21 protein-coding genes and 2 pseudogenes are annotated in these 23915 nt (G+C 67.5%); 17 read left to right on the top strand and 6 right to left on the bottom strand.

From position 1 onward, the window contains the following. The 3 genes and pseudogenes from ACFWR9_RS28765 to ACFWR9_RS28755 all read left to right on the top strand — a co-directional run. Positions 1-417, top strand: a pseudogene (locus ACFWR9_RS28765) (helicase); the annotation flags it as partial. After that, positions 398-2200 carry a DrmB family protein gene (gene drmB / locus ACFWR9_RS28760; protein ID WP_383846885.1) on the top strand — a complete coding sequence of 601 codons (1803 nt, stop codon included), beginning with the start codon at positions 398-400 and terminating at the stop codon, positions 2198-2200. The pseudogene ACFWR9_RS28765 and the gene drmB, both read left to right, overlap by 20 nt. A gap of 164 nt (positions 2201-2364) precedes the next feature. Next, entirely contained in the window at positions 2365-2553 is a 189-nt protein-coding gene (locus ACFWR9_RS28755) for a hypothetical protein (protein ID WP_032767136.1), read from the top strand. Here ACFWR9_RS28755 and ACFWR9_RS28750 read toward each other — a convergent pair. After that, on the bottom strand, positions 2534-3199 hold the full coding sequence (locus tag ACFWR9_RS28750) for a very short patch repair endonuclease (protein WP_383846883.1): 666 nt from the start codon (positions 3197-3199) through the stop codon (positions 2534-2536). The genes ACFWR9_RS28755 and ACFWR9_RS28750 overlap by 20 nt on opposite strands. 137 nt (positions 3200-3336) lie before the next feature. Between ACFWR9_RS28750 and ACFWR9_RS28745 the strand changes: the two genes are divergently transcribed. From ACFWR9_RS28745 to ACFWR9_RS28720, 6 genes are all read left to right on the top strand, one after another. Then, the gene (locus tag ACFWR9_RS28745; RefSeq protein WP_383846881.1) at positions 3337-4782 is read left to right on the top strand and encodes a DNA cytosine methyltransferase; all 1446 of its coding nucleotides are present in this window, start codon (positions 3337-3339) and stop codon (positions 4780-4782) included. Positions 4783-5053: 271 nt separating this feature from the next. Next, a complete protein-coding gene (locus tag ACFWR9_RS28740) occupies positions 5054-7636 on the top strand; it encodes a Z1 domain-containing protein (protein WP_383846879.1) in 2583 nt (860 codons plus the stop codon). A 23-nt stretch (positions 7637-7659) separates the two neighbouring features. After that, entirely contained in the window at positions 7660-8649 is a 990-nt protein-coding gene (locus ACFWR9_RS28735) for a PD-(D/E)XK motif protein (protein ID WP_383846890.1), read from the top strand. A gap of 305 nt (positions 8650-8954) precedes the next feature. Beyond that, positions 8955-10526 (top strand): hypothetical protein, encoded by a 1572-nt coding sequence (locus ACFWR9_RS28730; protein WP_383846877.1) that lies wholly within the window; start codon positions 8955-8957, stop codon positions 10524-10526. Beyond that, positions 10523-11425 (top strand): hypothetical protein, encoded by a 903-nt coding sequence (locus ACFWR9_RS28725; protein ID WP_383846875.1) that lies wholly within the window; start codon positions 10523-10525, stop codon positions 11423-11425. Before ACFWR9_RS28730 ends, ACFWR9_RS28725 begins: the two co-directional genes overlap by 4 nt. Further along, on the top strand, positions 11425-12186 hold the full coding sequence (locus ACFWR9_RS28720; RefSeq protein WP_383846873.1) for a DUF6339 family protein: 762 nt from the start codon (positions 11425-11427) through the stop codon (positions 12184-12186). Before ACFWR9_RS28725 ends, ACFWR9_RS28720 begins: the two co-directional genes overlap by 1 nt. Before the next feature lie 81 nt (positions 12187-12267). Here the strand turns inward: ACFWR9_RS28720 and ACFWR9_RS28715 are convergent, their stop codons facing one another. Then, on the bottom strand, positions 12268-13575 hold the full coding sequence (locus ACFWR9_RS28715; RefSeq protein WP_383846871.1) for a restriction endonuclease: 1308 nt from the start codon (positions 13573-13575) through the stop codon (positions 12268-12270). A gap of 251 nt (positions 13576-13826) precedes the next feature. Beyond that, positions 13827-14998 (bottom strand): annotated as a pseudogene (locus ACFWR9_RS28710) (serine hydrolase domain-containing protein). A 253-nt stretch (positions 14999-15251) separates the two neighbouring features. On the opposite strand from ACFWR9_RS28710, the gene ACFWR9_RS28705 reads away from it, so the two are divergent. Then, complete coding sequence (locus ACFWR9_RS28705) at positions 15252-15821, top strand: HD domain-containing protein (protein WP_383846869.1); 570 nt, start codon at positions 15252-15254, stop codon at positions 15819-15821. Here ACFWR9_RS28705 and ACFWR9_RS28700 read toward each other — a convergent pair. Together ACFWR9_RS28700 and ACFWR9_RS28695 are read right to left on the bottom strand one after the other, a co-directional pair. Next, a complete protein-coding gene (locus ACFWR9_RS28700) occupies positions 15803-16270 on the bottom strand; it encodes an NUDIX hydrolase (protein WP_383846867.1) in 468 nt (155 codons plus the stop codon). The genes ACFWR9_RS28705 and ACFWR9_RS28700 overlap by 19 nt on opposite strands. After that, entirely contained in the window at positions 16257-17030 is a 774-nt protein-coding gene (locus ACFWR9_RS28695; protein ID WP_383846865.1) for an XRE family transcriptional regulator, read from the bottom strand. Before ACFWR9_RS28695 ends, ACFWR9_RS28700 begins: the two co-directional genes overlap by 14 nt. A gap of 98 nt (positions 17031-17128) precedes the next feature. Here ACFWR9_RS28695 and ACFWR9_RS28690 point away from each other — a divergent pair, with 98 nt between their 5' ends. The 5 genes from ACFWR9_RS28690 to ACFWR9_RS28670 all read left to right on the top strand — a co-directional run bounded on the left by ACFWR9_RS28690 (position 17129) and on the right by ACFWR9_RS28670 (position 20642). Then, positions 17129-17863 (top strand): HAD family hydrolase, encoded by a 735-nt coding sequence (locus tag ACFWR9_RS28690; RefSeq protein WP_383846863.1) that lies wholly within the window; start codon positions 17129-17131, stop codon positions 17861-17863. 63 nt (positions 17864-17926) lie between these two features. After that, a complete protein-coding gene (locus ACFWR9_RS28685) occupies positions 17927-18829 on the top strand; it encodes a radical SAM protein (protein WP_383846861.1) in 903 nt (300 codons plus the stop codon). Between the two features lie 61 nt (positions 18830-18890). Beyond that, a complete protein-coding gene (locus tag ACFWR9_RS28680; protein WP_383846859.1) occupies positions 18891-19463 on the top strand; it encodes a hypothetical protein in 573 nt (190 codons plus the stop codon). Beyond that, positions 19381-20043, top strand: a complete 663-nt coding sequence (locus ACFWR9_RS28675) for a class I SAM-dependent methyltransferase (protein ID WP_383846857.1) — start codon at positions 19381-19383, stop codon at positions 20041-20043. The genes ACFWR9_RS28680 and ACFWR9_RS28675 overlap by 83 nt, the downstream gene beginning before the upstream one ends. Positions 20044-20054: 11 nt before the next feature. Next, entirely contained in the window at positions 20055-20642 is a 588-nt protein-coding gene (locus ACFWR9_RS28670) for a class IV adenylate cyclase (RefSeq protein ID WP_383846855.1), read from the top strand. Between the two features lie 534 nt (positions 20643-21176). Here the strand turns inward: ACFWR9_RS28670 and ACFWR9_RS28665 are convergent. Then, positions 21177-22235: a hypothetical protein gene (locus ACFWR9_RS28665; RefSeq protein ID WP_383846853.1), complete on the bottom strand. Its 1059-nt coding sequence runs from the start codon at positions 22233-22235 to the stop codon at positions 21177-21179. Between the two features lie 254 nt (positions 22236-22489). Here ACFWR9_RS28665 and ACFWR9_RS28660 point away from each other — a divergent pair, with 254 nt between their 5' ends. Next, positions 22490-22843, top strand: coding sequence for a DUF317 domain-containing protein (locus ACFWR9_RS28660; protein WP_383846851.1), 354 nt, complete (start codon positions 22490-22492; stop codon positions 22841-22843). A gap of 125 nt (positions 22844-22968) precedes the next feature. Further along, positions 22969-23790, top strand: coding sequence for a DUF317 domain-containing protein (locus tag ACFWR9_RS28655; RefSeq protein ID WP_383846850.1), 822 nt, complete (start codon positions 22969-22971; stop codon positions 23788-23790). Positions 23791-23915 lie beyond the last annotated feature (125 nt).

The following is a 23915-nucleotide window of genomic DNA, read 5'->3' as shown; positions in this document are numbered from 1 at the left end:
TCGCTCGCCGGCGCACTCGTGGCGCTGTTGAGGCAGTCGTTCAGCGCGCTTGCCCCGAACGACGCCGCGGGTCGGCTCGACCTCGGGGACGACAATATCCGCGAAGCGGTCGACCGACTCGTCGACGGGTTTCTCGGTTACGTGACGCGCGCCGACGGTCTCGAAGCGGAGGAGACGCGCTCTGCGGTGGGCAGCCTTCTAAGGGATTGGGACCGGCGGGCGGCACAGGCACGCGAGGCGGACGAGCCGCTGTACTACCAGCGCACGAAGAAGGATCAAGCAGCTCTGTTGAAGAGGTTCGGTCAGCCCGGAGAAGGGTGGCTCGTCGGAGACTCGATGAGGTCTGTGGAGCCAAACGTGGCGGTCGAGGTCCAGGAGCCGCAGGAGGAGGTGCACCGTGGAGAAGATCAGGCATGACCTGCGCCTCTCCGAGACGATCTCGCCGTTCGGTGTGGGAGCGATCGTCGACGTCCGGGGTGAGTCGCTCATGGCGCCGGACACGTCCTGGTGGGACAAGAGATTCGCCCATGAGATCAGCTGTGAGCGTCTGATGGCGCGCCTCGGTGCCGGCGTCCTCAGGCAACCGCCGGAACACGCGGGTCGCGCCGGCAAGGACACTCCCGCGTTGCCCTACTGGCGCTTTCCCGCTTGGCGGTTCTGCGAACGCTGCGACAAGCTCTCGAAGCTGACCGGGAAAAAGAAAGGTAAGTGGAGTAACGCCTGTGAGTGTGGTGGCGCGCTCGTACCGATGCGCTACATCGCCGTCTGTGAGAAGGGCAGCCACGTCCAGGACGTCAACTGGTTCAAGTGGGCGCATCGTGGACGCGCGGGGAGCCTGAGCGAAGCGGTCCGTTTCTGCCGCGATTACAAGGCGCTCAGGTTCCACAAGCTGGCTACCCGTGGCGAAGGTCTCGCGGCGTTGGTGGTGAAGTGCTATGGATGCGGAAACGAGCGCAGGCTCGCGGAACTCGTGACGAAGGGGGCTCTGCACCGGGACGGGATCCGTTGCGCGGGGCGGCAACCCTGGGAGCCGGAGGACTCCGTCAAGAAGCCCTGCCCGTACGAGCTGGTCGCCGTTCAGCGCGGTGCCACGGGCAACTACATCGCCGAGAGGATCTCGGCTCTCGACATACCCGAGGAACGCCCGCAGTCCGCGGAGGCGGCCGACAAGATCCGCGGGCACGTGTTCTTCGAGAAGGTGGTGACGGACAACGGCGGGCCCCTGTCGGAGCAGGTGGCGGAGTGGATCGCCGACGATCTCGGAGTTACGCCGGAAACCGTCCTCGCCGTCGCGGCGGGGGAGGAGACCGCACCGGACGAGATGCTGCTCGATCTCAAGGATGGTGAGTGGGCGGCGTTCCTGAAGAAGCTGGACGGTGGACGCGACGGTTCGGGAAGCGACTTCGTCGTCGACGGACGAAGCCTCGGAGGCGTCACAGTGCCGCAGAGTCTGCTCGGCAAGATCAGCGGCATCGGGCAGGTGCGCAGGGTCCGTGAGGTCCGTGCTCTACGAGGATTCCGGCGTCATGACGCAGAAGCGGCGATGATCAGCGTTGATCTGGGCTCGGACCAGCGGCGTTGGCCCACCTACCCGGCGATCGAGCTGTTCGGGGAGGGGATCTTCCTGCGGTTCGACGAGCGGAAGCTCGCCGAGTGGGAGGCGCAACCGGAGGTGGAGGCACGCGCCGGCATCCTCAAGGAGCGCAGGGCCGACTCTCCCTGGGCCAGCCGCCTCGACATGCCGGAACCCAGGTACATCGCCCTGCACACGCTGGCGCACCTGCTTATCCGGCGACTGGCGTTCGCAAGCGGTTATGCATCCGCCGCGCTGCAGGAGCGGATCTACGCGAACTCCGACCGTACGGACAAGACCGCCGGAATCTTGATCTACACCGCGGCGGGGGACGCTCAGGGGACCCTCGGCGGCCTCGTCAGACTCGGGGACCCCGAGAAGTTGATCCCGCTCCTGGTGGCCGCTCTGGACGACGCGGATATCTGTTCCAACGACCCGGTCTGCATCGAGAGCGATCGGCAGGGAGCCTCGCAGCTGAACCTCTCGGCCTGCCACGGTTGCTCCCTGGTGAGCGAGACCTCCTGCGAAACCGGAAACCGGCTGCTCGATCGACAGCTGGTGCTGGGCGGAAGCGATGTGAGGGGACTCTTGGACGATGTTCTGGCGGAGGTCCGACAGCCAAGTTGATGTGGCCTCTAGGCCGTCCTGTGACGCGCAACGTAGGACGGGCCGTAGTGGCTCGTTGCGGTTTGCGAACCCGTGCAGAGCGACTACGGGGTCTGGTCACTCTGGATGCGCCTGCCGCCCCAGGAGGAACAACGGGGGTGGGAGCGGCGTGCGATCCTGGCGGCATGATCCGAGAACCGGCTGAGGCCCTGGTGCGTGAGGACGGCTCCGTAGAACTTCCCATGGGGATTCTCGTCGAGGCCGGCCTGGCCCCCGGCGCCCGCCTCCTCGCCTACAGCGACGGAGACGGGCGGATCGTACTGCGAAGGGAGGTGGACGCCCTGGACGATCTACTCAACGGCCGTCCGCTCTGAGCACACGGGCGGTGCGCTCTTCCTTGGACTCCTCCAGTCCGAGTCGTACGAGGGCGGCCGCATCGTCGATCGGCGTGTGCTCCCAGACTCGGACCACGAACCAGCCGTGTTCCACCAGGAGGCGGTCCGTCTCTCTGTCACGGCTCTTGTTGCCTTCGATCTTCGACACCCAGAAGTCTCTGTTCGTCGATGGGATCGACCGGTGGGTGGAGCACCCGTGCCAGTAGCAGCCGTCCACGAACACCGCCACCTTGTGCTTGGTGAAAAGTATGTCCGCGGTGCGGCGCAGCGTGGCCACCGGCCTGGCATTCACCCTGAAGCGCAGCCCCTCCCGATGCAGAGAGGAGCGGAGCCTGAGCTCGGGCTTGGTGTCGCGTGCTCGATTGGAACGCATCGACGCCCGCGTACCGCTCGACGAGGCCCAGGAGTTCCCTATCTCCTCCTCCACCAGGAGCCCGGCTTCTTCGGCCAGGAGCCAAGCGGCACGAAGGTTCGCACTCCGTGTGGGGTGGTCCACATCGCCGAGGGAGTATCGGCGTCTGTGTCCTGCGACCGCCCATTCGAGTCGGGCGACGACGTGCCCCGTCCTTCGAGACGCGGTCAGGACGACGGTGGCGGGTACTTTGACGCCGGACTCGTCGCTCACAAACCGCTTGGTGTGACCTCCGGCGGCCCGATCCTGTTCACGTTTGCGATCAGTCCTCGTCATGCCGGCCCTCGGGCGCCAAGCGCGGGAGGGCGGCCGGTAGGCAGAGGTGCGCCGTCGGCTCGGGGGGCCGTCGGATGATCCGCGTGAAGGGTGCCCAAGGTCCACTCCTCGAGCTTAAGGTGCTGCATGACCTGATCGAGCAGTCCGAAATGGACCTGATTGGGGGCCGGCGCGAAACGCTGTTGAGCTGTAGAGTCGGGAGATTGCCTTCCGGCCTGGTGGCCGGCTACAGTGCGCCAATGCGCCAACCACACAATGAAGTCGACGCCTCCGAAGTGGAGGCGGGGGATCCCGGTCTCCCTCCGCTGAGGACGATCGACCTCTTCGCCGGCTGCGGTGGGCTGACGCAGGGCTTCGTGGACGCCAGGTACGGCGGTCGTGCGGTGTACCGGCCCGTCGCAGCTGTCGAACTCGATCGAGCAGCGGCGGCTACGTACGCGGTGAACTTTACCGAGAAGTTCGGGGCGCATATCCACCAAGGGGACATCGCGGACTGGGTCGACCGGCCCGGAGGACTCCCGGAAGCCGACATCGTGTTGGGCGGTCCGCCCTGCCAGGGGTTTTCGAGGCTTGGAAACCAAGATCCGAACGATGCGCGCAATCAGCTTTGGCGCCATTATCTGGATGTGGTTTCAACCGTCCGGCCGATGGCCTTCGTTATGGAGAATGTCGACGCCTTCAGAAATTCTCCCGAATTCGAACTTTTGCGCAGAGAAGTGCGTGATGGGGGCGCTCTCTCTGAGTACTTCATCTACGATGATCTCCTCAATGCTGCCGATTATGATGTCCCGCAACGGCGCTTCCGTGCGATCGTCGTCGGAATCCGTAGAGATCTACGATCCGCCGTGGACTCGAATCGTCTAATCGATGATCTGACGGACATGGAACTACAGGCTGCGCTCATCCCGGCTCCGGCCGCCGGGCCCGAACGCACCGTATGGCAGACGATTTCCGACCTCGTGCTGCGCAAGCTCTCCACCGATCTGCCCACCCGAGAGGTGTCCGCGAACGGGCGTAAGATCGCCGGTCCGTTCCGTATGGACGAGCTTCATCTACGCCGAAACGGCATAAAGCCGATCTCCATGGCGCGCTATCGTTCCATTCCCGAGGGGGGAAACCGGTTCGACATCCCCTTCGAGTTGCTTGCGCCTTGTTGGAAGAAGCACAAGAGCGGTTCGGCCGACGTCATGGGGCGACTGTACCGAGACAAGCCGTCGGTCACCATCCGTACGGAGTTCTTCAAACCGGAGAAGGGTCGTTACCTGCACCCATGGCTGCATCGGCCCATCACACACCTGGAAGCGGCCAGACTGCAGGGCTTCCCGGAGTCTTTCCAATGGTGTGGAAGCAGGAGCGACATCGCACGGCAGATCGGTAACGCCGTGCCCGTCGGGCTGGGACGGGCCATCGCCGAGCACCTCGCCCCGCTGCTACTCGCTCAGCGGGACCTTCAGGCAACGACCACGGTGAAGGCCCCCCGTCCACCGAAGCGGCGACGAAAGCTGGCGGCGGCTGCCTGACCGGTCCTGCGCAGAACGTGCGGCGATTCCGTACGGGGAACTTCCCGCATCCGGGCCCGGTTGTCGGTGCGCGCGGCTATAGAGTTGTTTCATTGGACACCGACGCCGGGGTCTCAGCCGTTGATTCACCTAGGGGAGGGTGGGCGGTGGTGGTCACGGCCGACCTGACGTCCGCGGCCGACGGGCGCGCGGGTCGGACGCCGCTCGTAAGGCGGTCGACCCGTAGGCCACCCATCCGATCGCGGCACGCCGTGTATCCGAGGGGTGGGGCTTGCAGGAGTTCGAGGATCAGTACGAGGCGTTCAAGCGCCTGATCAAGACGCACACGCCCGAACAGGCGTTGGCGACGATCAAGCTCTTCGGCATGTCCGACGAGCTCGCCAAGCGCATCGCGGAGCGTCATCAGCAGGAGACCATCGCCGTCCGCGAGAAGCGGGAACCGGGTTCCGTCGTGCGGAACAACCGGGAAACCTGGTACGTGGGTCCCCAGGACGACGACAGATGCTGGCCCGCTCTCAGGAACCTGCTGGCGAAACAGTCGTGGAACGAGGACAGCCTGCGCGGCCTCGACTCCGCGTCGACCAAGGTCGTCTCGATGCTCGATCATCCTCTGGAGAGCGCCTTCTCGACCAGGGGACTGGTCGTCGGCTACGTGCAGTCGGGCAAGACCAGCAACTTCACCGCGCTCATCGCGAAGGCGGCCGACGCCGGATACAAGTTCTTCATCGTCCTCGCAGGCATCCACAACGGACTGCGACTGCAGACTCAGCTCCGTCTCGAGCGGCAGCTCGTGGAGCCCGTGATAGACCAGTGGCACCCGCTCACCGGGCGCGTCGGGGACTTCGAGCCTCCCGCGGGTAACCCGGCGGCCTTCTTCGGCGACAAGAGCCAGCAACACGTCCTTTGCGTGATCAAGAAGAACGTGCCCAGGCTGCGGAAGCTCAAGGCGTGGTTGGAAAAGGCGCCCGACTACCTGCGTAACTGCCCGACGTTGATCATCGACGACGAGGCCGACCAGGCGAGCGTCGCATCACCTAGCACCAATCCTCTGATCCGAGAGATCATCGACCTGTTTCCACGCGGGGGATACGTCGGTTACACCGCCACGCCCTTCGCCAACCTGTTGATCGACCCCGCAGCCAAGGATCTCTATCCGGAGGACTTCGTCGTCAACCTGCCGAAGCCACGCGGACACTTCGGCACCGAGGTTCTGTTCGGTCGGGACGCTTTGGACGGCGAGGACCCCCAGGAGGTACCGGACGGATACGACATGATCCGCACGGTCCCCGACGAGGAGGTGCCCCTCGTTCGACCGGGACGAGACGAGATCGAGGGGTTCGTACCCGAGATCAGCGGTGCCTTGAGGACGGCAGTCCTGTACTTCTGGCTCGTCACGGCCGCCCGACGGGTGCGCGGTACGGGGGTGCCCCACTCCACGATGCTGATCCACACCAGTGTCAGCACCGTCGTCCACGAGAGCTTCGAGATGCCCTTGGAGGCGTTCCGCAAGCGGACGGCGGGGTGGCTCAACGCCGTGGACGGGGAACTGCTCGAGGAGCTGAGGCGGCTCTGGGAGGCCGAGGTCGTCCGCGTCCCCGGTAACGAGCCGGACCTCGGGGAGACGCCCGTTCCCTTCGACGCTCTCCTTCCGTTGCTGGCCGGTGTGGTGGACGACTGTCGCATCATCCTGGACAACTCGAAGAGCGTGAAGCGATTGGACTACGAGGCCGGCCCGGTCGTCGCCATCGCCGTGGGCGGCAACACCCTGTCGCGTGGCTTGACCCTGGAAGGGCTCGCCGTCAGTTACTTCGTGCGAAACGCCACGACGTACGACTCTTTGCTGCAGATGGGCCGCTGGTTCGGCTTCCGCGAAGGGTACGCAGACCTGCCGCGCATCTGGATGACGGACGGGATGCGCGACTGGTTCAGGCACATCGCCACCGTCGAGTCGGAGATGCGTCGGGACATCGATGTATACATGGTCGAGGACAAGACGCCCAGGACCTTCGCCGTCCGCATGCGGACCCACCCGTCACTCCGTATCACGGCGGCGGGCAAGATGCGGGACGCGGTGAAGGCGAGTGCGGCGTACGGAGGGCAGCGTGTGCAGACCCGCTACTTCCGTACGCGGGACGCCGAGTGGTTGCAGGCCAACCGGCAGGCCGCCCACGACCTCGTCGACCGTTCCCTGCGATTGGCGGGAGCCCGACACGAGGACAACGGAATGCAGGGCAGGCACATCCTCCGAGGTGTGCCCTACGACATCATCCTGGACTTCCTCGACGAATACCGCTTCCACGGCAAGTCGTTGGAGTGCGACGCGGGTCTGTTGCGCAGTTACGTCGAGCGTCGGGTGCGGTCCGGGGGCGGCGGTTCGCTGAAGCGCTGGAACGTGGCGATCATCGGCAATCCGCTCAGCGATGATCCGGACAAGCGGTACGAGTTCGGCCCCGGGCTCGCCGTGGACCGCGTCATCCGAGCGAAGCTCGGCGAGAGCGGAGGCGACGCCGCCGACATCAAGACCCTGATGAGCCGTCGCGATGCCGGCGTCGATCTCGACCTCGGTGCGCTGACGGAGATCAACGAGGCGGCGCTGAAGAACGCCAGGCGCGAGCAGGCGCCCGACACCGCGTTGCTGACCCTGTACCCGATCGACGCTCTATCGCCGTCACCGACGAACCGCGAGAGGCGTGCCCCGCTCGATGCCGTCGATCACGTGATCGGCGTCGGTCTGGTCTTCCCGATGCCTCGGGGTGAGGACAGTGAGGTGGAGTACTACAGCGCCGACCTGTCCCGCGTACAGGACGACGAGGAGGAAGACCTGTCGTTGCTCTTCGAGGAGGACGACAGTTGAGCGGGGGCGCCGATCTGCGGCGTGTGCTCGACCGGCACTGGGCCGAGTTGGATCTCGCCCCACTCGGCCCAAGAGCTGCTCTCAGGACCTCTCCGCTCCCCGTCGTCACCGAGCACGGGGCGGTCGCCGCGGCTACCGACGGTGACTCGTTGCGCCACTTGCTGATCCCCCTCCGGGGACGTCGACGTATCCCCACCGGGCGGATCGGCGGAACACTCCGCGTCATGGAGCGGGCGTTGCAGGACGACGAGACCTACGGACGTTTCGCGGATATCGTCTGCACCCGCAGGGATCTCGACGACGTCTTCACGGGGCTGTGCGCCGACGTCCTCGTGGCACTGGAGGCGGACGGGCGGCAGCCCTACCGCACTACGCTGGCGGTGGTGAACCGCTGGCGTCAGCTCTTCAGCGGCATACCCCGCACGCTCACCGAGACGCAGGAGATCGGCCTCATCGGCGAGTTGTCGGTCCTCCTCCGCCTGCTCGTCAAGGACCCGGGCGCCGTGAGGTGGTGGACCGGCCCCGAGGGAGGACGGCACGACTTCTCCGACGGCCTCCGCGCCGTGGAGGTGAAGAGCACGCACACGACCTCGGAGCGTAGGACCTTCGACGTCCACGGACTCGACCAGCTGGAGGCACCGCAGGACGGTCGTCTGATGCTGGCCTGGCAGCGGTTCGAAAAGAGCCCGCGGGGGCGGACCGTCGGTGAGCTCGCCGCGGAGGCGGCCCGGATGTGCGACGACGAGTCGGAGCTGTGGCTTCGACTGGCACGTGTCGGCTATCGGCACGGACAGACGGACGACGAAGGCGCACTGCGCGTGTCACCGCTTGAAGAACGTTGGTGCGAGGTCGACGGGGCCTTCCCCCGCCTCACGGCGGCTTCGCTGACGGAGCCGGTACCCGACGCACTCCTGGACGTTCGCTACACCGTCGACCTGGCCGGTGTCCACTCGCCGGTGCTGGACGACGCGGCCGTGGATGCCTTCCTGGACGAGCTGGGGTGGACGCCATGAGCGCGGAATCCCCGCGTTGGTCGTCCGAGCCCTACGCCCCCGGCGGCGGAGGGACGGCCGAAGGTGCCTTGAAGAACCTCGACGGCACCGAGCTCGACCCGCTGACACTTCTGGTGAGGGAGTCGGCTCAGAACAGCTGGGACGCACGAACCGGGGATGGTCCGGTGAACTACCGAGTGGAACTGCGCACCCTCGGACCCAGTGAGGCTCCGGTGTGGCGCGAACTCCTGGCCGCGGGCGCGCCTCAGCTTCGACACCTCAAGCTCCGGGCCTCGCTGGCACGTCCCGCCCCGCGCATCCTGACCGTGACCGACACGGGGACGAGGGGACTGGGCGGACCCACCCGCGCCGACGTCGCGGTTCCCGGGCAGTCAGATTTCGCGTCGTTCGTCCGCAAGACCGGCAGCTCCAGCAAGGTCACCGGCCGTGGCGGCACCTACGGTTTCGGGAAGGCGGTTTTCCACCTCCTTTCCGCATCGCACACGGTGATCGTGCACACGCGCTGTCGGGTGGACGACCGATTGGAGACCCGACTCATCGGGTGGGCGGTCCACGAGAGCTACACCGTGGAAGGCGACGACGGTGCGAAGACGTTCACCGGCCGCCACTTCTGGGGAAGGGTCCGCCGCGGTTACGTCGAGCCGCTGGTCGGGGATGAAGCGGACGAGGTCGCCGGAAGTCTCGGCCTGAACTCCCTCCCCGACGGCGACACCGGGACCTCCGTCGCGATTCTCGACCCGGTCTTCGGCGAACGCGACGACGCCGAGGCCATGAGATGGATCGTCGACGCGATGGTCTGGAACCTTTGGCCGAAGATGCTCCCGGAGGGAGGAGACGCCCCCATGCGCTTCTCCGCCCACCACGAGGGCCTGGCCGTCCCCGTTCCCAGGCCGTCGGAGGTGCCCCACCTGCGACCGTTCGTCTGGGCCTACGACGACATGACCCGTCTCGTCGAGCACAAGTCCATGGGGCGCGTCCTCGGCCGACTCGGTATGCGGAAGTTCATCTCCCCTCAGGGAAGGCCCCCTCGGGTGGCGCAGGAGGCGGGTATCGGGGACCGGCTTCACCACACGTGCCTTATGCGGCCGGTCGACCTGGTGGTGAAGTACCTCGAAGGTCCCCCCTTCTTCGAGGAGAGCGGAGGTTACGCCGCGGTCTTCCGCGCCGACGCCGCAGTGGACCGGGTCTTCGCAGCGGCTGAGCCCGCATCGCACGACGCCTGGTTGGTGGACAAGCTCAGTGGCGACGACCAGCGCCTGGCCAAACACGCCCTCCGTAAGATCAACGACGCCATGAAGGAGGCTTCTGGGCCAGCCCGGGTGGCGAGCGAGGCGGGCGAAGGCGTCTCCCTCGCGGGGATGAGCCGACTCATGGCTGGACTCATGGCGGGTACCGCGGGGGAGGGGGCGGAGGTGGTTTTCGCCGCGGGTACGACGCCCCCGGGAGGTTCCTCGGGCACCGGACGGGGCTCCGGAGGGCCGGCCGGAGCCGGCGGGATCCCCGGCCCCAGAGGAGGGTCCAGCGTCCCTTCCGGTCGCAGGCGCGTTCTGTACGACGGAGCCCCCGAACACGACGTCGTGGACGGTGAAGCCGTCATCGTCCAGCGATTCACCCTGCCCGACGCGGGCTCCTACGTCGTCCACGGCCGCCCCGCCGTCGCGTTGGGCGACGGTCGCGGTGTCGAGACGGAGCCGCCCATCGGAGCGTCGATCCCCACTGTGCTGGGATGGCGTGCGGGGAGCGGACCCGTGACGGACGGGTCCTCGTTGCACACGGTCGGCGGCGACGGCACGGTCTGGTCGCTGGTCGTCCGGCCGGCCCCCGACACCATGACCGAGGTGACGGTCGTGGCTGAGGCAGGGGGTGAGGATCGGTGAACCGTCGTGCCTACCCCTATCGCAGCGCGGCCGTCGGGTCGGTGACGATGGCCGAGTGGTCCCTCAAGTCCGAGGACGGGGAAGCCGTTCCGCTGCCCGCCTTCATACCCGACTGGGACTTCCAGAGAGACCTGTCCCTCGAGACGGTGGTCGAAGTCGACCTCGACTCGGTCAGGGCTTCGGCCGGGCTCCCGTACGAGGCCGAGCTCGCCCTCTCCGCGATCTGGAGCTCCACCGGCAGCGGGCTTCGGCGACTGGCCCACCGAATCACACTGCACGGTGGGGGCACCCGCTCGGCGCAGCTCTCGTTCACCGTGATCGGACGCGACAGCGGCGGCCGATTGTCCGTCGACACCCAACTGGTTCTTGCGAAGGCCCTGGACAATCCGGATCCGACCGGTCCCCGACGCGCGGGGTCCGTGCTCTGGCAGCACCGGGCCGGGGTGCGGCTGCAGGGCGACGCGTCGCAGTTCCCCATGGCCGTGGTCGACTTCAAGAGTGCCGGCTACCCGGAGAACGCTCCCTGGTATCTCGACGTCGGTTCGAACCTGGAGGCGGCGACGATGGGCGCCGTCGTGTTGCTCGTGAACAGCGGCACGCCGGTCGTACTCAACGCGCTTCGCCGTGCGGAGAAGGCGTCATACGCGGAACGGCTCATCCAGTCCGCCGTCCGACAGGACGTCGTCCGCCTGATGATCGAGCGGGCCGTGTCCGACGAGGAGCTGACGGACTCGTCCCGGTTCGAGCCGGACACGCTCGGTCACACACTGCTCGGCCTTCTGCGTACCTTCCTCCCCGGTACATCCCTCACCTCCCTGCGCATGACGCGTCGCACGGATCCGTCGCTCTTCTCGGCGAAGATCCAGCACGCCGTCGGCCTCTTCTCCAAGGAAACGTGATGGTCCACCTGTATCCGCGGCTTCTGCCCGCGGCCGCGGCCAACCTCCGGGAGGAGTGTCTACACCGTTCCGTCGAGTATCTGCGTGATCGTTCGGCTCTCTCCCACCCGGCCATGTTCTACGCGGCCACCGGCGGGTCCCGTCTTCCCGAGCGGAGCCTCGGCTCCCTACGCGAGGCGGTGCTCGCGTGCGCCACCGAACGCGGCTATCCCGCCAAACCCGGCAGGAAGCAGGCGGCGGGTTTCGACATCGACGTGGCGACGGTCCTCCACCGAGACTCGGGCATCGTTCCGGCGGAGGCGGTCGCGGGTGATCTCTGGGCCTTCCTCTCCCTCGTCGTCCTGCCGGACGTGTCCGCGTGGAGATTCGCGGACCTGCATCGCGACCGGGTGCTGGGGACCGACGTCACACGCCACGTCTTCGGCCGGCTGTGGTGGCGAGCACACCTTCTGTACGACGAGGACGGAGGGAGGGAGGACCTCTACGCCTCGTTGTCCGTGCTCAACGAGTCGGACTTCGACCAGATCTACGCCCGACGCACCTCGATCGGCGGGAGCCCGCATCTGGTGCGGGCGATCGTCAGGGTCTGGCAAACGCTCGACGTTTCGCCCAACGCGGAGAGGCGGGTACTCCGCGATTTCCTCATGCGTGTGCTCAGGCTCAACGCCTTCATCTCCTTCGACTCGCTGTCGGCAGAAGTACTCGACGAGGAGTTGGAAGGCGTGTTCCGGGAGTCGCTGTCCGTGGTGGCCGGAGCGTAAATCCCCGAGTGCCGTCGGGCGCGTTCGCCCTGGAAGGAGAGCTGTCGGGGTTCATCGTGCGTAAGAGCGGTCGGTGGCCGGCTACTGCAGCAGGATTTCCTCGGGGCGTCGGTTCGTGATCGCGACCTCCCGGCCGGCGAGGACGTGCTCGATGCACGCCGCCAGGTCGCCGCCGTGGTCGTCCCTGGCCATGCTCCGCAGTTCCGCGACCAGGCTCGTGCCGTTGAGGAGGATGATCGGATACTGATCCTCCACCATCTCTGTCTGTGCCGACTCGGAGTAGGCGCCGGTGGTGACGTAGACCCCGATCCATCCGCGTCGGAGCCGGGCGACCACCCGGGCGATCTGCTCCGCCGTGATGAGTGTGTCGGGTTTGACGCACTTCGCCTGCCCGAGCACGACGAGGCTCGTGCCCGCCAGGCCGCTTCCGCCGCCGAGGTCGAGACGTCCGACGAAATCGGCTCCGCCGTCACCCGACCGACGTGTGAGCCAGCCTTCCACGTACCCGTGACCCGCCCCACGCAGTACACGGGCCGCCACCGCGGCGGCCAGAGCCTCGAAGTCGTGCTTGCGGCCGTCGAAGTACTTGTAGATCGTTTCCAGGTCCGCAGCTTCACCACTGCCGGGCTTCGGGCGCTGATCACGCACTTTGGCGACCTGAGCCCGGGCGACCCGGCGACGAAGTCCCGGGAGGGCCGAGGAACCGTGCTTGACCCACTCCCGCCATGCCCGTGGCGCGAGGGCGAGTGCTTGAGCGTGGGACACGCCCTTGTCCCTGCGGGCCCCGATCCATTCCCAATCGACGGTGTCGTCCTCGGAGGTCAGGTCGACCAGGGCGATGTCGTAGACGTAGTTCACGAACGGCGTGTGCTCGCGGCCTCCCCATTGCACCAACCGTTCGGTCCGCTCGATGACGCCGAGCCCACAGAACGCCACATGACCCTTGGGCTTGCCGTTCCGGGGAACTGCGCGGAACAGCAGCAGAGGCGTAGCGGCGGCTCGTTCATCGGCGGTACGCCCCTGGTGGTCGGTGAAAGCGTCGAGTAGGGCGGCGTTGCCGGTGGTCGTGCCGGGCGGAGCGCTCAAACCGGCTTTGTGATCGCCGAAATAGCGGACGTGGCCGTTGTCCATATCGAAGACGTCGTGCCAAGGCGTCTGCTCGGTGCCGGCCTTCCAGGGACTGGAGCGGATGAGGATCGCCGGGCGCCGTACACCGTCGGGGGTGGAAACCTTGGCCATCCCATTGATGCCGGCTTCCAGAAGAGCCCTCTTGTGGCCCGACGAGTGCGTCACGTGGTGGAAGTTCGGGAAGCCGTCGAGCGACTCCGGTTTCGGGTCCTTGCCGCTCGCGTAACGGTAGACCTGTCCCACCCGCAGCTTCCCACCCACAGCCGGCCCTCTCCCTGGACTCGCTCCCCGATGCGTCATCACGACAGTAGCGGCGGGTACTGACAGAGCGGTGTGTCTGCTCCGGAGCCGAGGAGCTCGGAGGGTCCCGCCGGCGGCAGACGGGCGCGCTACGGCGATGCCCGGCTGACGCAGGTCGGGTCGAAGGGCGGTGCCTGGCGTCCATCGCCCCGGGTGGCCAAGCGGATGACCGAAGAATCTCCCGCGGTCTCACCGCCAGGGACGCCGACCGGCTACGCGAGAGCCTCACGCACCGTCTCGACCAGGGAGGACGCACGCACATCGTCGATGCCCCCGACGATGTTGTTCATCGCATACCCGAAGGCGACACCGTGCTCCGGATCGGCGAAGGCGAGCGACCCTCCTCGACCCGTGTGGCCGAATGAGCTCGGCCCCAGCATCGGGTTGCTCTCGGTGGGCAGCATGTACCCGGCGCTGAAGCGGCTGGGGATCAGCATGACCTGATCTTTCCCGCCGGCCTGCTCCTCGGCCGCCGACGCCAGGACGGCCGAGGAGAACAGGCGCACGCCGTCCACCTCACCGATCAGCGCGGCGTACATGCGGGCCAGCGCGCGGGCCGTACCGATGCCGTTGGAGGCCGGAAGCTCCGTGGCCTGTACCTCCGGTGAGTCGAAGTCGATCGCGGCTGGGTCGGTGACCGCGTAGGCCCGGTTGCTGAATGAGTTCGGGTCCCGCCAGGCGGCGACCTGTTCGCGGAGTTCTTCGGGGACCGACTCGGCGGGCAAGGTCGTGAGGTCGACGTCCGGCCGCTGGTACGCCATGCGGCTGACTCGGTCGCGTTCGCCGGCGGGCAGGCCGATGAAGAAGTCCAAGCCCCGTGGAGCCGCGATCTCGTCGGCGAAGAAGCGCCCCGGCGAGCGGCCGGATACTCGTCGATCACCTCGCCGACCAGCCAGCCCCAGGTCCGACCGTGGTAGCCGTGCGCTGTGCCTGGAGTCCATAGGGGGCCTTGAGCGGCCAGTGCCTCCGCCATCGGGTACCAGGCCAGCGCCTCCTTCAACGGCACCGGGTGATCCAGCGCGACAAGGCCGGCCTGGTGGGACAGGAGCCAGCGGACGGGGATGTCCGCCTTGCCGTTCGCGGCGAACTCCGGCCAGTACCCCGTGACGGGTGCGTCCAGGTCGAGCGCTCCGCGCTCGGCCAGCATGTGAACGGCGGTGGCGGTCGCCCCTTTGGTGGCCGAATAGACCAGTTGCAGCGTGTCCCGCGTCCAGGGACGGCCGGTGTCGGCGTCGGCCACGCCTCCCCACAGGTCCACCACCGGGTGGCCGTTTCTGTACACGCACACCGCCGGGCCGAGGTCGCCGTGCCGGGTGAAGTTCTCCGCGAACGCCGCCCGTACCGGCTCGAATCCGGGTGCCACCTCGCCGCTAATCGTGGTCATGCCGGCCATCTTGGCAGTGTTGTGCTGCCTTTCTCCGGCCTCGGAGATGTGCGCACGCCCACTTCCGTCAAGTCGCGAAGCGCGGCAGGCGTCGTCGGTGGCGCGGGTGCTCCGCAGAGCACCGATGCAGTAGATCTGCTTGGGGAGTGCGGGTCGGCGTAGGCCACCATCGCGTCCGTGTGAACCCGTTCGTCGCTGGGCGTTGCGGCCCAGAAGGGAATGGGAGACGAGTCTGACGGGCATGAAGTCGCCAATGGACGAGGTGATGCTGGACTGGGCAGGGCGCATCGCAGAGGCGGAGCTCGGTGAGTTGCTGCCTCGACGTTGGCTGCACAGTCAGGGAGTAGCTGGAAGGGCCGAGGAACTCGGGCGCCTCCTGTGTACGGACGCTGAACTGCTGACCGCGGCCGCCATTCTGCACGATGTGGGTTACGCGCCTCGCTTGGCCCTCACAGGGTTCCATCCGCTCGACGGAGCACGCTTCCTTCGGGACGAACACGGAGCCGGTGAGCGGCTGACCCGTCTGGTGGCGAACCATTCGTTCGCGCTTCTGGAGGCGGAGGAACGCGGGTTGAGAGAAGCGCTGGCTACGGAGTTTCCTCTGTCGGACGATCCGCTGCTTGTGGACGCCCTCGTGTACTGCGACATGACGACGACGCCCGACGGCGGCCGGACGACCGCGCGGGAGCGGGTCGCGGAGATCGTCGGCCGCTACGGCGCGGATAGCGTGGTCGGTCGATTCATCCGGCGCGCGGCGCCGGAGATCTTCTCGTCTGTCGAGAGGATCGAGGCTGCCCTGGCGAGTCAGCCCAGGTACGGGTAGGTGCCAGCGAGGTAGTCGCCGATCTGCTGGCGCATGCTCGGGTGGATGTCGTACTGGTCCAGGTCTGCGGGCTGGACGAAGCGGACGCCGTCGGCCTCGTCGTTGATCGTGGGAGCTCCGCCGACGGGGCGGCCGATGTAGGTGTTCTCGTACTGCTGGCGGATCTCGCCGTCGGTGTAGGCGACGATGTGGTTCGGGTTGGTGTAGACGCCGAGGAAGCCGGTGATCTCCGCGATGATGCCGGTCTCCTCCAGGCACTCGCGGACCGCGCACTGGGCCGCGGTCTCGCCGATGTCCTGGGCTCCGCCGGGGAGTGCCCACTGGCCGGTGTCGCGGCGGCGCTGGAGGAGGATGGCGTCCGTCTCGTCGACGACGAGCAGGTTGCTGGCCGGGATGAGGGTGTTTGCTTTCGGCGCGGCCGGGTCGTTGTAGTACTCAGTCCTGCCCATGGTCGACGTTCCTCTCCTGGTCGGGTGCCCATGGCCGTGCGGCGGCCCAGACGGCGTCGAAGCTCTGAGCGTAGTTGTCGAACCACCCCGTGTCGTCGGCTCTCTTGAGGTGGAGGAGGGGGTTGGCGCTGGCCGGCTGCCCCCAGATGTGGGGGTTGACGAGCAGGTCGTCGTCGTAGCGGAACATGGACGTGTAGAGCGTGGTGTCGTGCAGACGCACCGCACACCCGGCCTCGCCCAGCAGGGGGCGGTAGTACGTCAGCGAGGCGCGGATCTTGGCGGCGAGTGTGTCGCCGATCCCCTCTTCGCGGCCCCGGACGGCGACCGCCTGTCCGTCGGGGTCACCGAAGCACAGGCGAACCCGGACGCCCTCGGCGGCGCGTTCGGAGAGCATCTTGGCGACGTGCGGGTTGGACTGTGCGAAGAACGTGCCGGAGAAGACGAGGACGCTGATCTCCTGCCGGGCCTCCCGCAGCAGCGAGAGCCATACGTCCCGCGGCACGCTGGCTCGGTTCTGGTAGGTGCCGACCAGTTCGGTGCCTAATCCGTCGCGGGGTGGACCGGGCCGCTTGCAGGGCGTCGGCCAGAGGAAGGTCTCCTCCACGCGCAGGTGACCGGCCACGCGAAAGCGATGCCGCGCGTGAGGAACCCGTCCTCCCAGCCACCGGCTCACTGTCTTGGGGTCGACCTCGCAGATCTCCGCGAGCGCGTCGGGTGAGACCCCTCGTTGGGCGAGCACGGTATGCAGTCGGTCGTTCACAGAAACCATGCAAGCGGTGCAACGCGTGATCGCGCAAGGACGTTATGGGACGTTGTCGCGGAATCACAGCGTCACCGGCTGCTGCTTACGCTGGCGGCATGGAGCTCATCGTCCTGTGGGACATCGACCACACCCTCATCGAGAACGCGGGGGTGAGCAAGGAGATCTACGCCGCCGCCTTCTCGGCGCTGGTGGGGCGCGAGCCGGCGGGGCCAGCACGCACCGAAGGCCGGACGGACCGACTGATCATGCGCGACATGTTCGTTCGGGATGGGCTGCCCGTGCCCGACTGGCCCGGCATCGAGGCCGCCCTCGAACGGGCAGGGAGGGAACGCCGGGACGCGCTGCGCTCGCGCGGATGGGCCTTGCCAGGAGCCCATGAAGCACTGAAGGCCGCCTCGGCACGGAGCGGCTGGGTCTCCTCTGTCCTGACCGGCAACATCGCGGCCAACGCCCGTGTGAAGCTCTCCGCGTTCGGCCTCGACTCCTTGCTGGACCTGCCGGTGGGCGCCTACGGAGCGGACGCCGATCTCCGCCCCGACCTGGTCGCGGTCGCCCGCGAGCGAGTGCAGCGGCTGCGTGGCGTCCGGGTCGACACGCCCATCGTCCTGGTCGGGGACACCCCTCGCGATGTGGAGGCTGCCCTGGTCACGAGGTGCGGGATCGTCGCCGTCGCCTCCGGTCTGCACGATCGCGCGGAACTCGCAGCGGCCGGCGCCCCCGAGGTCCTGCCGGACCTGGCGGACGCCCAGCGCCTTCTGAGCGTCCTGGAGTCGTTCGCAGGTGACGGAAAACGTCCCAGGACGTCCTCGGGCCGTCCCCGAACGCGGTGACGAGGTCCCCGGGCAGACAGCCACGATCGGGTTCCCGAAAGGCAGCCAGCCGAAGGAGCCCAAGTGATCAGGGAAGTCACCGGGATCAGGAAGATCCGGATGCTGTACCTGCAGCTGCTCTACCGCTGCAACTTCACGTGCCTGCACTGCTTCCACGGCAAGCGGCTTCAGTACGCGGACGCCTTCACCGCCGACGAAGCCACTCGCCTCCTCACCCTGATGCGGGACGAATACGGAACGGAGGAAGTCACCCTGCTCGGCGGGGAGCCCTTCGTCCACCGGGATCTCCCGCAGGTCGTCCGCCACGCCAAGGAGGAACTGGGCCAGCGCGTGGAGATCTGCACCAACGGGTACCGGATCGAGCGCCGCCTGACCGAGATCGCGCCGCACCTGGACCTCCTCAGGGTCTCCCTGGAGGGCGTCGGATCGACCAACGACGGCATCCGCAGGTACGGCAGCTACCAGAGCGCCCTCAACGCACTGAGCCTGGCCCGGGACCTCGGAGTTCCGACCGGCGCGACCATGACCGTGACCTCACGGAACATCGGTGAGGTACTCCCGCTCGCCGGCATCCTGGCCCGACTCGGGGTCCAGCAACTCAAGCTCCACCACCTGCGGCCCGTAGGCAACGCCGCCGACCACCCCGAGCTACTGGTCACCGAGCCTGCCGCCTACGGCCAGCTCCGCGAAGAGCTCGCATCGGCCGACCTGTCCTTGGAGGTGATCGTCGACGAGGACCTCTCCGAACACGGCGCCCCACAGCTCTGTACCCCGACCGGCGGGCCCCGAGAGATCGACCGGATCGAGGCCGACCCGCGCGGCGCTCTGACCATGTCCTGCAAGGCCGTGGGCAAGGACTCCCACGCCTTCTGGTACGAGAAGAGCGCCGGCCACATCGTCCACAAGCCCTCGGCCACGGACGAGCTCACGCTCGCGGTGCCGGACGTGGTGTACGCCCGTGCCTGACCACCCGCGATTCGAGAGCCTGGAGGGCTTACGGGGCACCGGCAAGTCGACCATCGCCCCGATGCTCGCCGCCGCCCGACAAGCCGTCCTCGTCCCCACCGTGCCCGCTCTGTACCAGCCGCTCAGGCACGCCGTGGACCAGCGGACCAACGTCGACGCGCGCATGTGCCTCTACCTCTCCGCCCTGTTCACTGCGACCGAGGAAATCCAGAGCCACCTCGACGCCGGCGTCCCGGTAGTCGTCGAGAGCTACTTCGCCCGGTGCCTCGCCACCCACCGTGCCATGGGGGCTCGGCTCGGCGTCACGCTGCCGCGCCGGCTCCCGACACCCGTCACGTACCACCTCGTCTGCGACGACGACGAACGCCGCCGCCGTCTGGCCGCCCGGAACAAGCCGGCATCCCGTTGGGACGCACTGATCGAAACCGTCCCGGACCAGGTGACCGACGCCTACGCCCCGTTCCCGATGCGTCGCGTCGACACCACGGGGCGCAGCCCCGAAGAGGTCCTCCGCGTGATCACAGAAACCGACAGGCAAGGAGCGAACTCCCATGCAGACCCAAAGCCTGTGGGAGCACACCCTGACCTTCTTCCCCCAGTTCCTCGGCACACTGCGCGAGCGCGTCGCCCCTGACGCCACCATCGCGGTCGTCGGCGCGAGCGACGGCAAATTCGTGCTGCCGCTCGCCGCCGCCGGCTACCACGTCGTCGCCATCGAACGTGACGCGGTCGCCCTGCACGGAGGCGCGGTACGCCTTCCGGGTGACAGCGAGGCCCACGCCATGGGCCTGATCGACCGGCTGAAGCTCGAAGAACTCCATTCCCGTGTCCACGTGGTTGAGGACGACTTCCTTGAGGGCGCTCCCCTGGGCGTGCAGTGCGAGGCGATCTGGACGAGCTGCTCGTGGCACTACAGTGCCAACCACCACCGCCCGCTCGCCGAGTTCGTCGACCGCATGCAACGCCTTGTCCGCCCGGGCGGTGTGTTCGGTGCGGAGTTCATGATGCCCGTCGAAAGACGCCACCACATGACCGAGCACTACACCTCTCCCGAGCGCCTGCTCCCTCACTTCATCGGTGACTGGGAAATCCTGCTCACCCTGCGCACCAACGAGTTCACGGAACGGGCCCACGTCGGTCAGCCTAACGACCACACCCACCGCATGGGCCTGCTCCTGGCAGCCCGAACGTCCGACCTCACCGACTGTTCCTGAGAGAAGGACCCATGAAGCACGAGTACGAGGCGAAGTTCCTGGCCGTCGATGCCGCCGGCCTCCAGGCCAAGCTGACCGCCCTCGGTGCCGTCCAGGCGTTCCCCCGCACGCTTCTCACCCGCAAGATCTTCGAGAACGACTCCCTCGACGGAGGGGCCTGGATCCGCCTTCGAGACGAAGGCACCCGGTCGACGCTCACGCTCAAGCAGGTCACCGACGCCACCACGATCGACGGCACCAAGGAGATCGAGACCGAGGTGTCCGACCTGCACGCCATGGCCGACATCCTGCGCCGGGTCGGACTCACCGAGGTCCGCTACCAGGAGAACTACCGCGAGGAGTGGCGCCTGGGCGAGGTCGCTTTCGACTTCGACACCTGGCCCGACCTCCCCACCTTCCTGGAGATCGAGGGGCCCGACGAGGCATCGGTCCGGCAGGCCGCCGCGCTGCTGGACCTCGACTACTCCGAAGCCCGATTCGGCAGCGTCGACGAGATCTATAAGAGCGAGGTCGGCCGCGACATCCTCGCCGAGCCCACCCTCCTGTTCTCCGACGCCGAGAAGCAGGAGGACGCTTCCTCGGCGGTCCGAAGCCACTGACCAGGGAAGCGGACAAGTCATGCTCACGGAAGCCGCATTACGGCACAGGGTGATCCCCGGGATAGCCGAGTTCGCACGCGGCGGACTGCCTGCCCCCGCGGCCACGGACGACGGCAACGAGTGGGTCGACGGCCCTGCTGGCTCTACTGCGGACAGCGGTGGACTCGCGTTCTGTGGATCGGCCCCGCCCGTGTCGCGGGCGCCCAGGCGCCTATGTACGCGTGCGGACCCTGCATCCGAGCGCTTCAGGAGAGGGTCTGGCAGTCTCTCCTCAGCCGGGACGAACCGACTCGCTCTGCGCGGCCGAGCGATGCCCCCGCAGCCGGACCACCCTCTGCCCGGCGGGCTGGCAGGCACCGGAGCCAGCGCAAATTCCTTCGCCGCGGATAAGCCCCCGCCCTGGTCACGGAAGTGCCTGCCGTCCCCCGCGGTATGAGCCCCGTGACCAGGGCGGGTCTCTGGATACGCCTGCCACCGCTGAAGCGGGCTGCCATGAGATGCCACGGCCCTCGGCAAGCTCTGAGGATGGAACCGTCAACTGTTGCGGCGTGTCCACTGCGCGGCTCGGACAGTTCCCTCTTGGATTTCCTGCCGGGGCAGTTGGAGGTCGAAAGCGTCCTCCAAGGCGTGAAAGTACAGCTCGAACTCGCTGGTGAGTTCGGGGTGGTCCAATTCGGCGCGGCGTATGGCCTGGTTGAGAAAGTCGAGCTGACCGCCTCGGAAGTAGGGGGTGCAGCCTCGGTCGTACCAGATCAGCTCCAGGACGCCCCAGTCGTCGTCGATACGGTGGCCGTCGCGTATGTAGTCGAAGGTGTAGATGGCCTTCGCGGAGGTGGCGTTCAGGTGCACCGCCTCGGTGACACCGAGTCGGGCGAGTGCCTCAAGACCGGGCCCGCAGCCGGGTGTCTCGTGGTACATCAGGAACGCCCAGTCGCCGACCTGCCCGTAGCAGCAGGTTTCCCAGACGATGTCCCAGTAGTCGAAGGTCCCGCCGTCCATGCTGCGTAGATCCGCAAGGCGGGTCCCGGCGGCGATCTGCGCGGGGTCGGCTCCGTGGAGCAGGGCGATCTGTTCGGCGCTGGTGCTCTCGCCGCGGAAGAAGGCAAGGTGGGTGTAGGGGTCCTGCTCGCGCCAGCTGCCAGCGATCCAGGCGAGGCGCTCCAGTGGATCGCGTCCGCATGCGGCGGAGGGCTGCGGACCGTCCATGCCGCCGTTGCGGAATCGGCCGCCCCAGGCGGGGTTGATTCGGTCCAGCAGCTCGGCCTGCCCGGAGACGAGATTGGTCACTGGGCCGCGGCCCGGGGACCGTGCCGCGATGTGCTCGGCGAGCTTGCGGACCGCGTCCTCGGCGGCGAAGTACAGCACCTGATCCAGATCCTGAGTGGCGAAGACCTCCCGATAGGGACCGATGTGGCCGCGCACCGTGCCGCCGTCGTCCAAGACCAGGAAGAGACGACCGTGCGACTCACCCATGTGCTGCTCGTACTGGTCGGGTGAGGTGCCGATGGGCGGGAGCATCGCGTCGTCGAGCACGTCAGAGTCCGCGGACACCTGGTGCCAGGCCCGCTTGAGTGTGGACGCCGAAAGCTGCATGGGCGTCAGTATGCGACCGGACACTGACATGGCTGGTTGATCTGCGACGACTGGGCTGGATGGCCGGGAGCAGCGCCGCCTGGGGTCGGTGTCGAACGCGCCTCGGTTGGATGTCAGGGCGACCGGCTTCGTTGTCCAAGGACAGTTCGCCGGGGGCAGACAACAAAGATCGGCCAATGACTGGCCAGCCCGGCACGGGCATGTCAACGTGGACGACCTGCTTGTAAAGCACCAGGTCAAAGAGGTGATTCCCTGTGACTGAGCCGTCCGCCAGGCTCGGCATTTCCAGCACCGTCGAGGCCCTGCGGCTGCGTGAGTGGCTGCTCGGGCCGGGCCAGGCCACGCTCGTGACGGATCAGTTCTCCGCCGACGACTTCCACGTTGTCGTGGACGACCGCGCAGATGTACACGTCAATTCGAGGGATGGTCGCTTCTACCTGGGTTGGTTCCCCCTCGGGCGCCCTGGCACCGAGGGCGAAGGATGGAAGATCGCAGTCACTGGTACGGCCACGGTGTGTGGCTACCAGATGTCCTTCGACACCGAGACGCCAGCCGACGTCGTCGCCGCCGCAGTCGCTCGCGTCCTGGAGACCTCCCAGCGGGTGTGACCGTCAGAGGCTCGAGTCGCCCCCCCCTCGGGCGCCTTGGACGTTCGCCCGCCCGAGACTGCGGCGCAGTCGACCAAGTACCCGTTCAGCTTGTGCACCGCTGGCGGTATCAAATCACCAAGCCCTTGGAGGCGTACCTGCATCCCGACTTCCCGATCGATCCACCTGCTCCGGTCAGCGTCCCGTCCGCGTACTGGGTCGGCCCCCGGCACTTGGCCGGTGACGACGGGCGCCCATATGACGCCGTCGCCGACACGCTCGCCGGCCTGGGCTGGACGAGCCTGACGCTCGTCCGTGGGCGCCGGCAGCCGGACGAGGCGCCGGAGGACCGTCAGGTTCTGCGCAGCATCGTCTTGCACATCAGCCCCGATTCGCTGCGGTGGGCGCAGTGGGTCTTGCCGGACGAGCCGTTCCACTTGGGCAACCTGCCGATGACCTGGCAAGTGTCCGCTCGTTCGGACCTGGCTGGTCCACTCGCTCAGTGGTCGGCCTACTTCACCCCGGAGGTGCCCGGAGAGGCCCTTGGCGCCTTCCTCACCGCGCTCGACGCCCGCGATCAGCCGGCCCTGCCGCTCGGCGGCCCCGAGCTGGTCCTTGACGCGGTTACGGCGCACGGTTGGCTGCGTGACGTCGACCAGCCCGGCACGGGAGCGGTGGATCCGACGTTCGCCTCCCGCGTCCGCTTCGGCGAGGTGCCGCCCCTCATTCAGGATGGCGATCCACTGGCGCTGGTGGCTCAGGCGGACGAGGCGGCTCTGGCCGGGTGGCAGGCGTGGGCCGAGCCGGTTCTCGGGGCGGGCTACCTGTGGGCGGCTTCGTTCAGCAGCAGCGTGCCGCACGATCTCGTCGCCGCCTTCGCCGATTCCCTCAGTTCCAGCGCACCGGTGCTGCGCCGGGTGGTGCCGGAGAGCACACGTGACCGGCTCCTGCGCGCTCCAGCCAGCTAGGGCCATCCAACGCATGGAAGCCGGGGCGTCCCTCGGGGGGGCCCGGCGTGCCTTTTGGTGTGGCCGGGGGGGGGTCCGCGTACCGCACGGCGGGAGGGTGTTGTTTTCGGGCCCCCACCACCCCC

Source organism: Streptomyces sp. NPDC058534 (assembly GCF_042717365.1).
Classification (GTDB): Bacteria; Actinomycetota; Actinomycetes; order Streptomycetales; family Streptomycetaceae; genus Streptomyces.
Note: the sequence above shows the minus strand (reverse complement) of the source record. Positions and strands in the feature narration are given on the sequence as shown.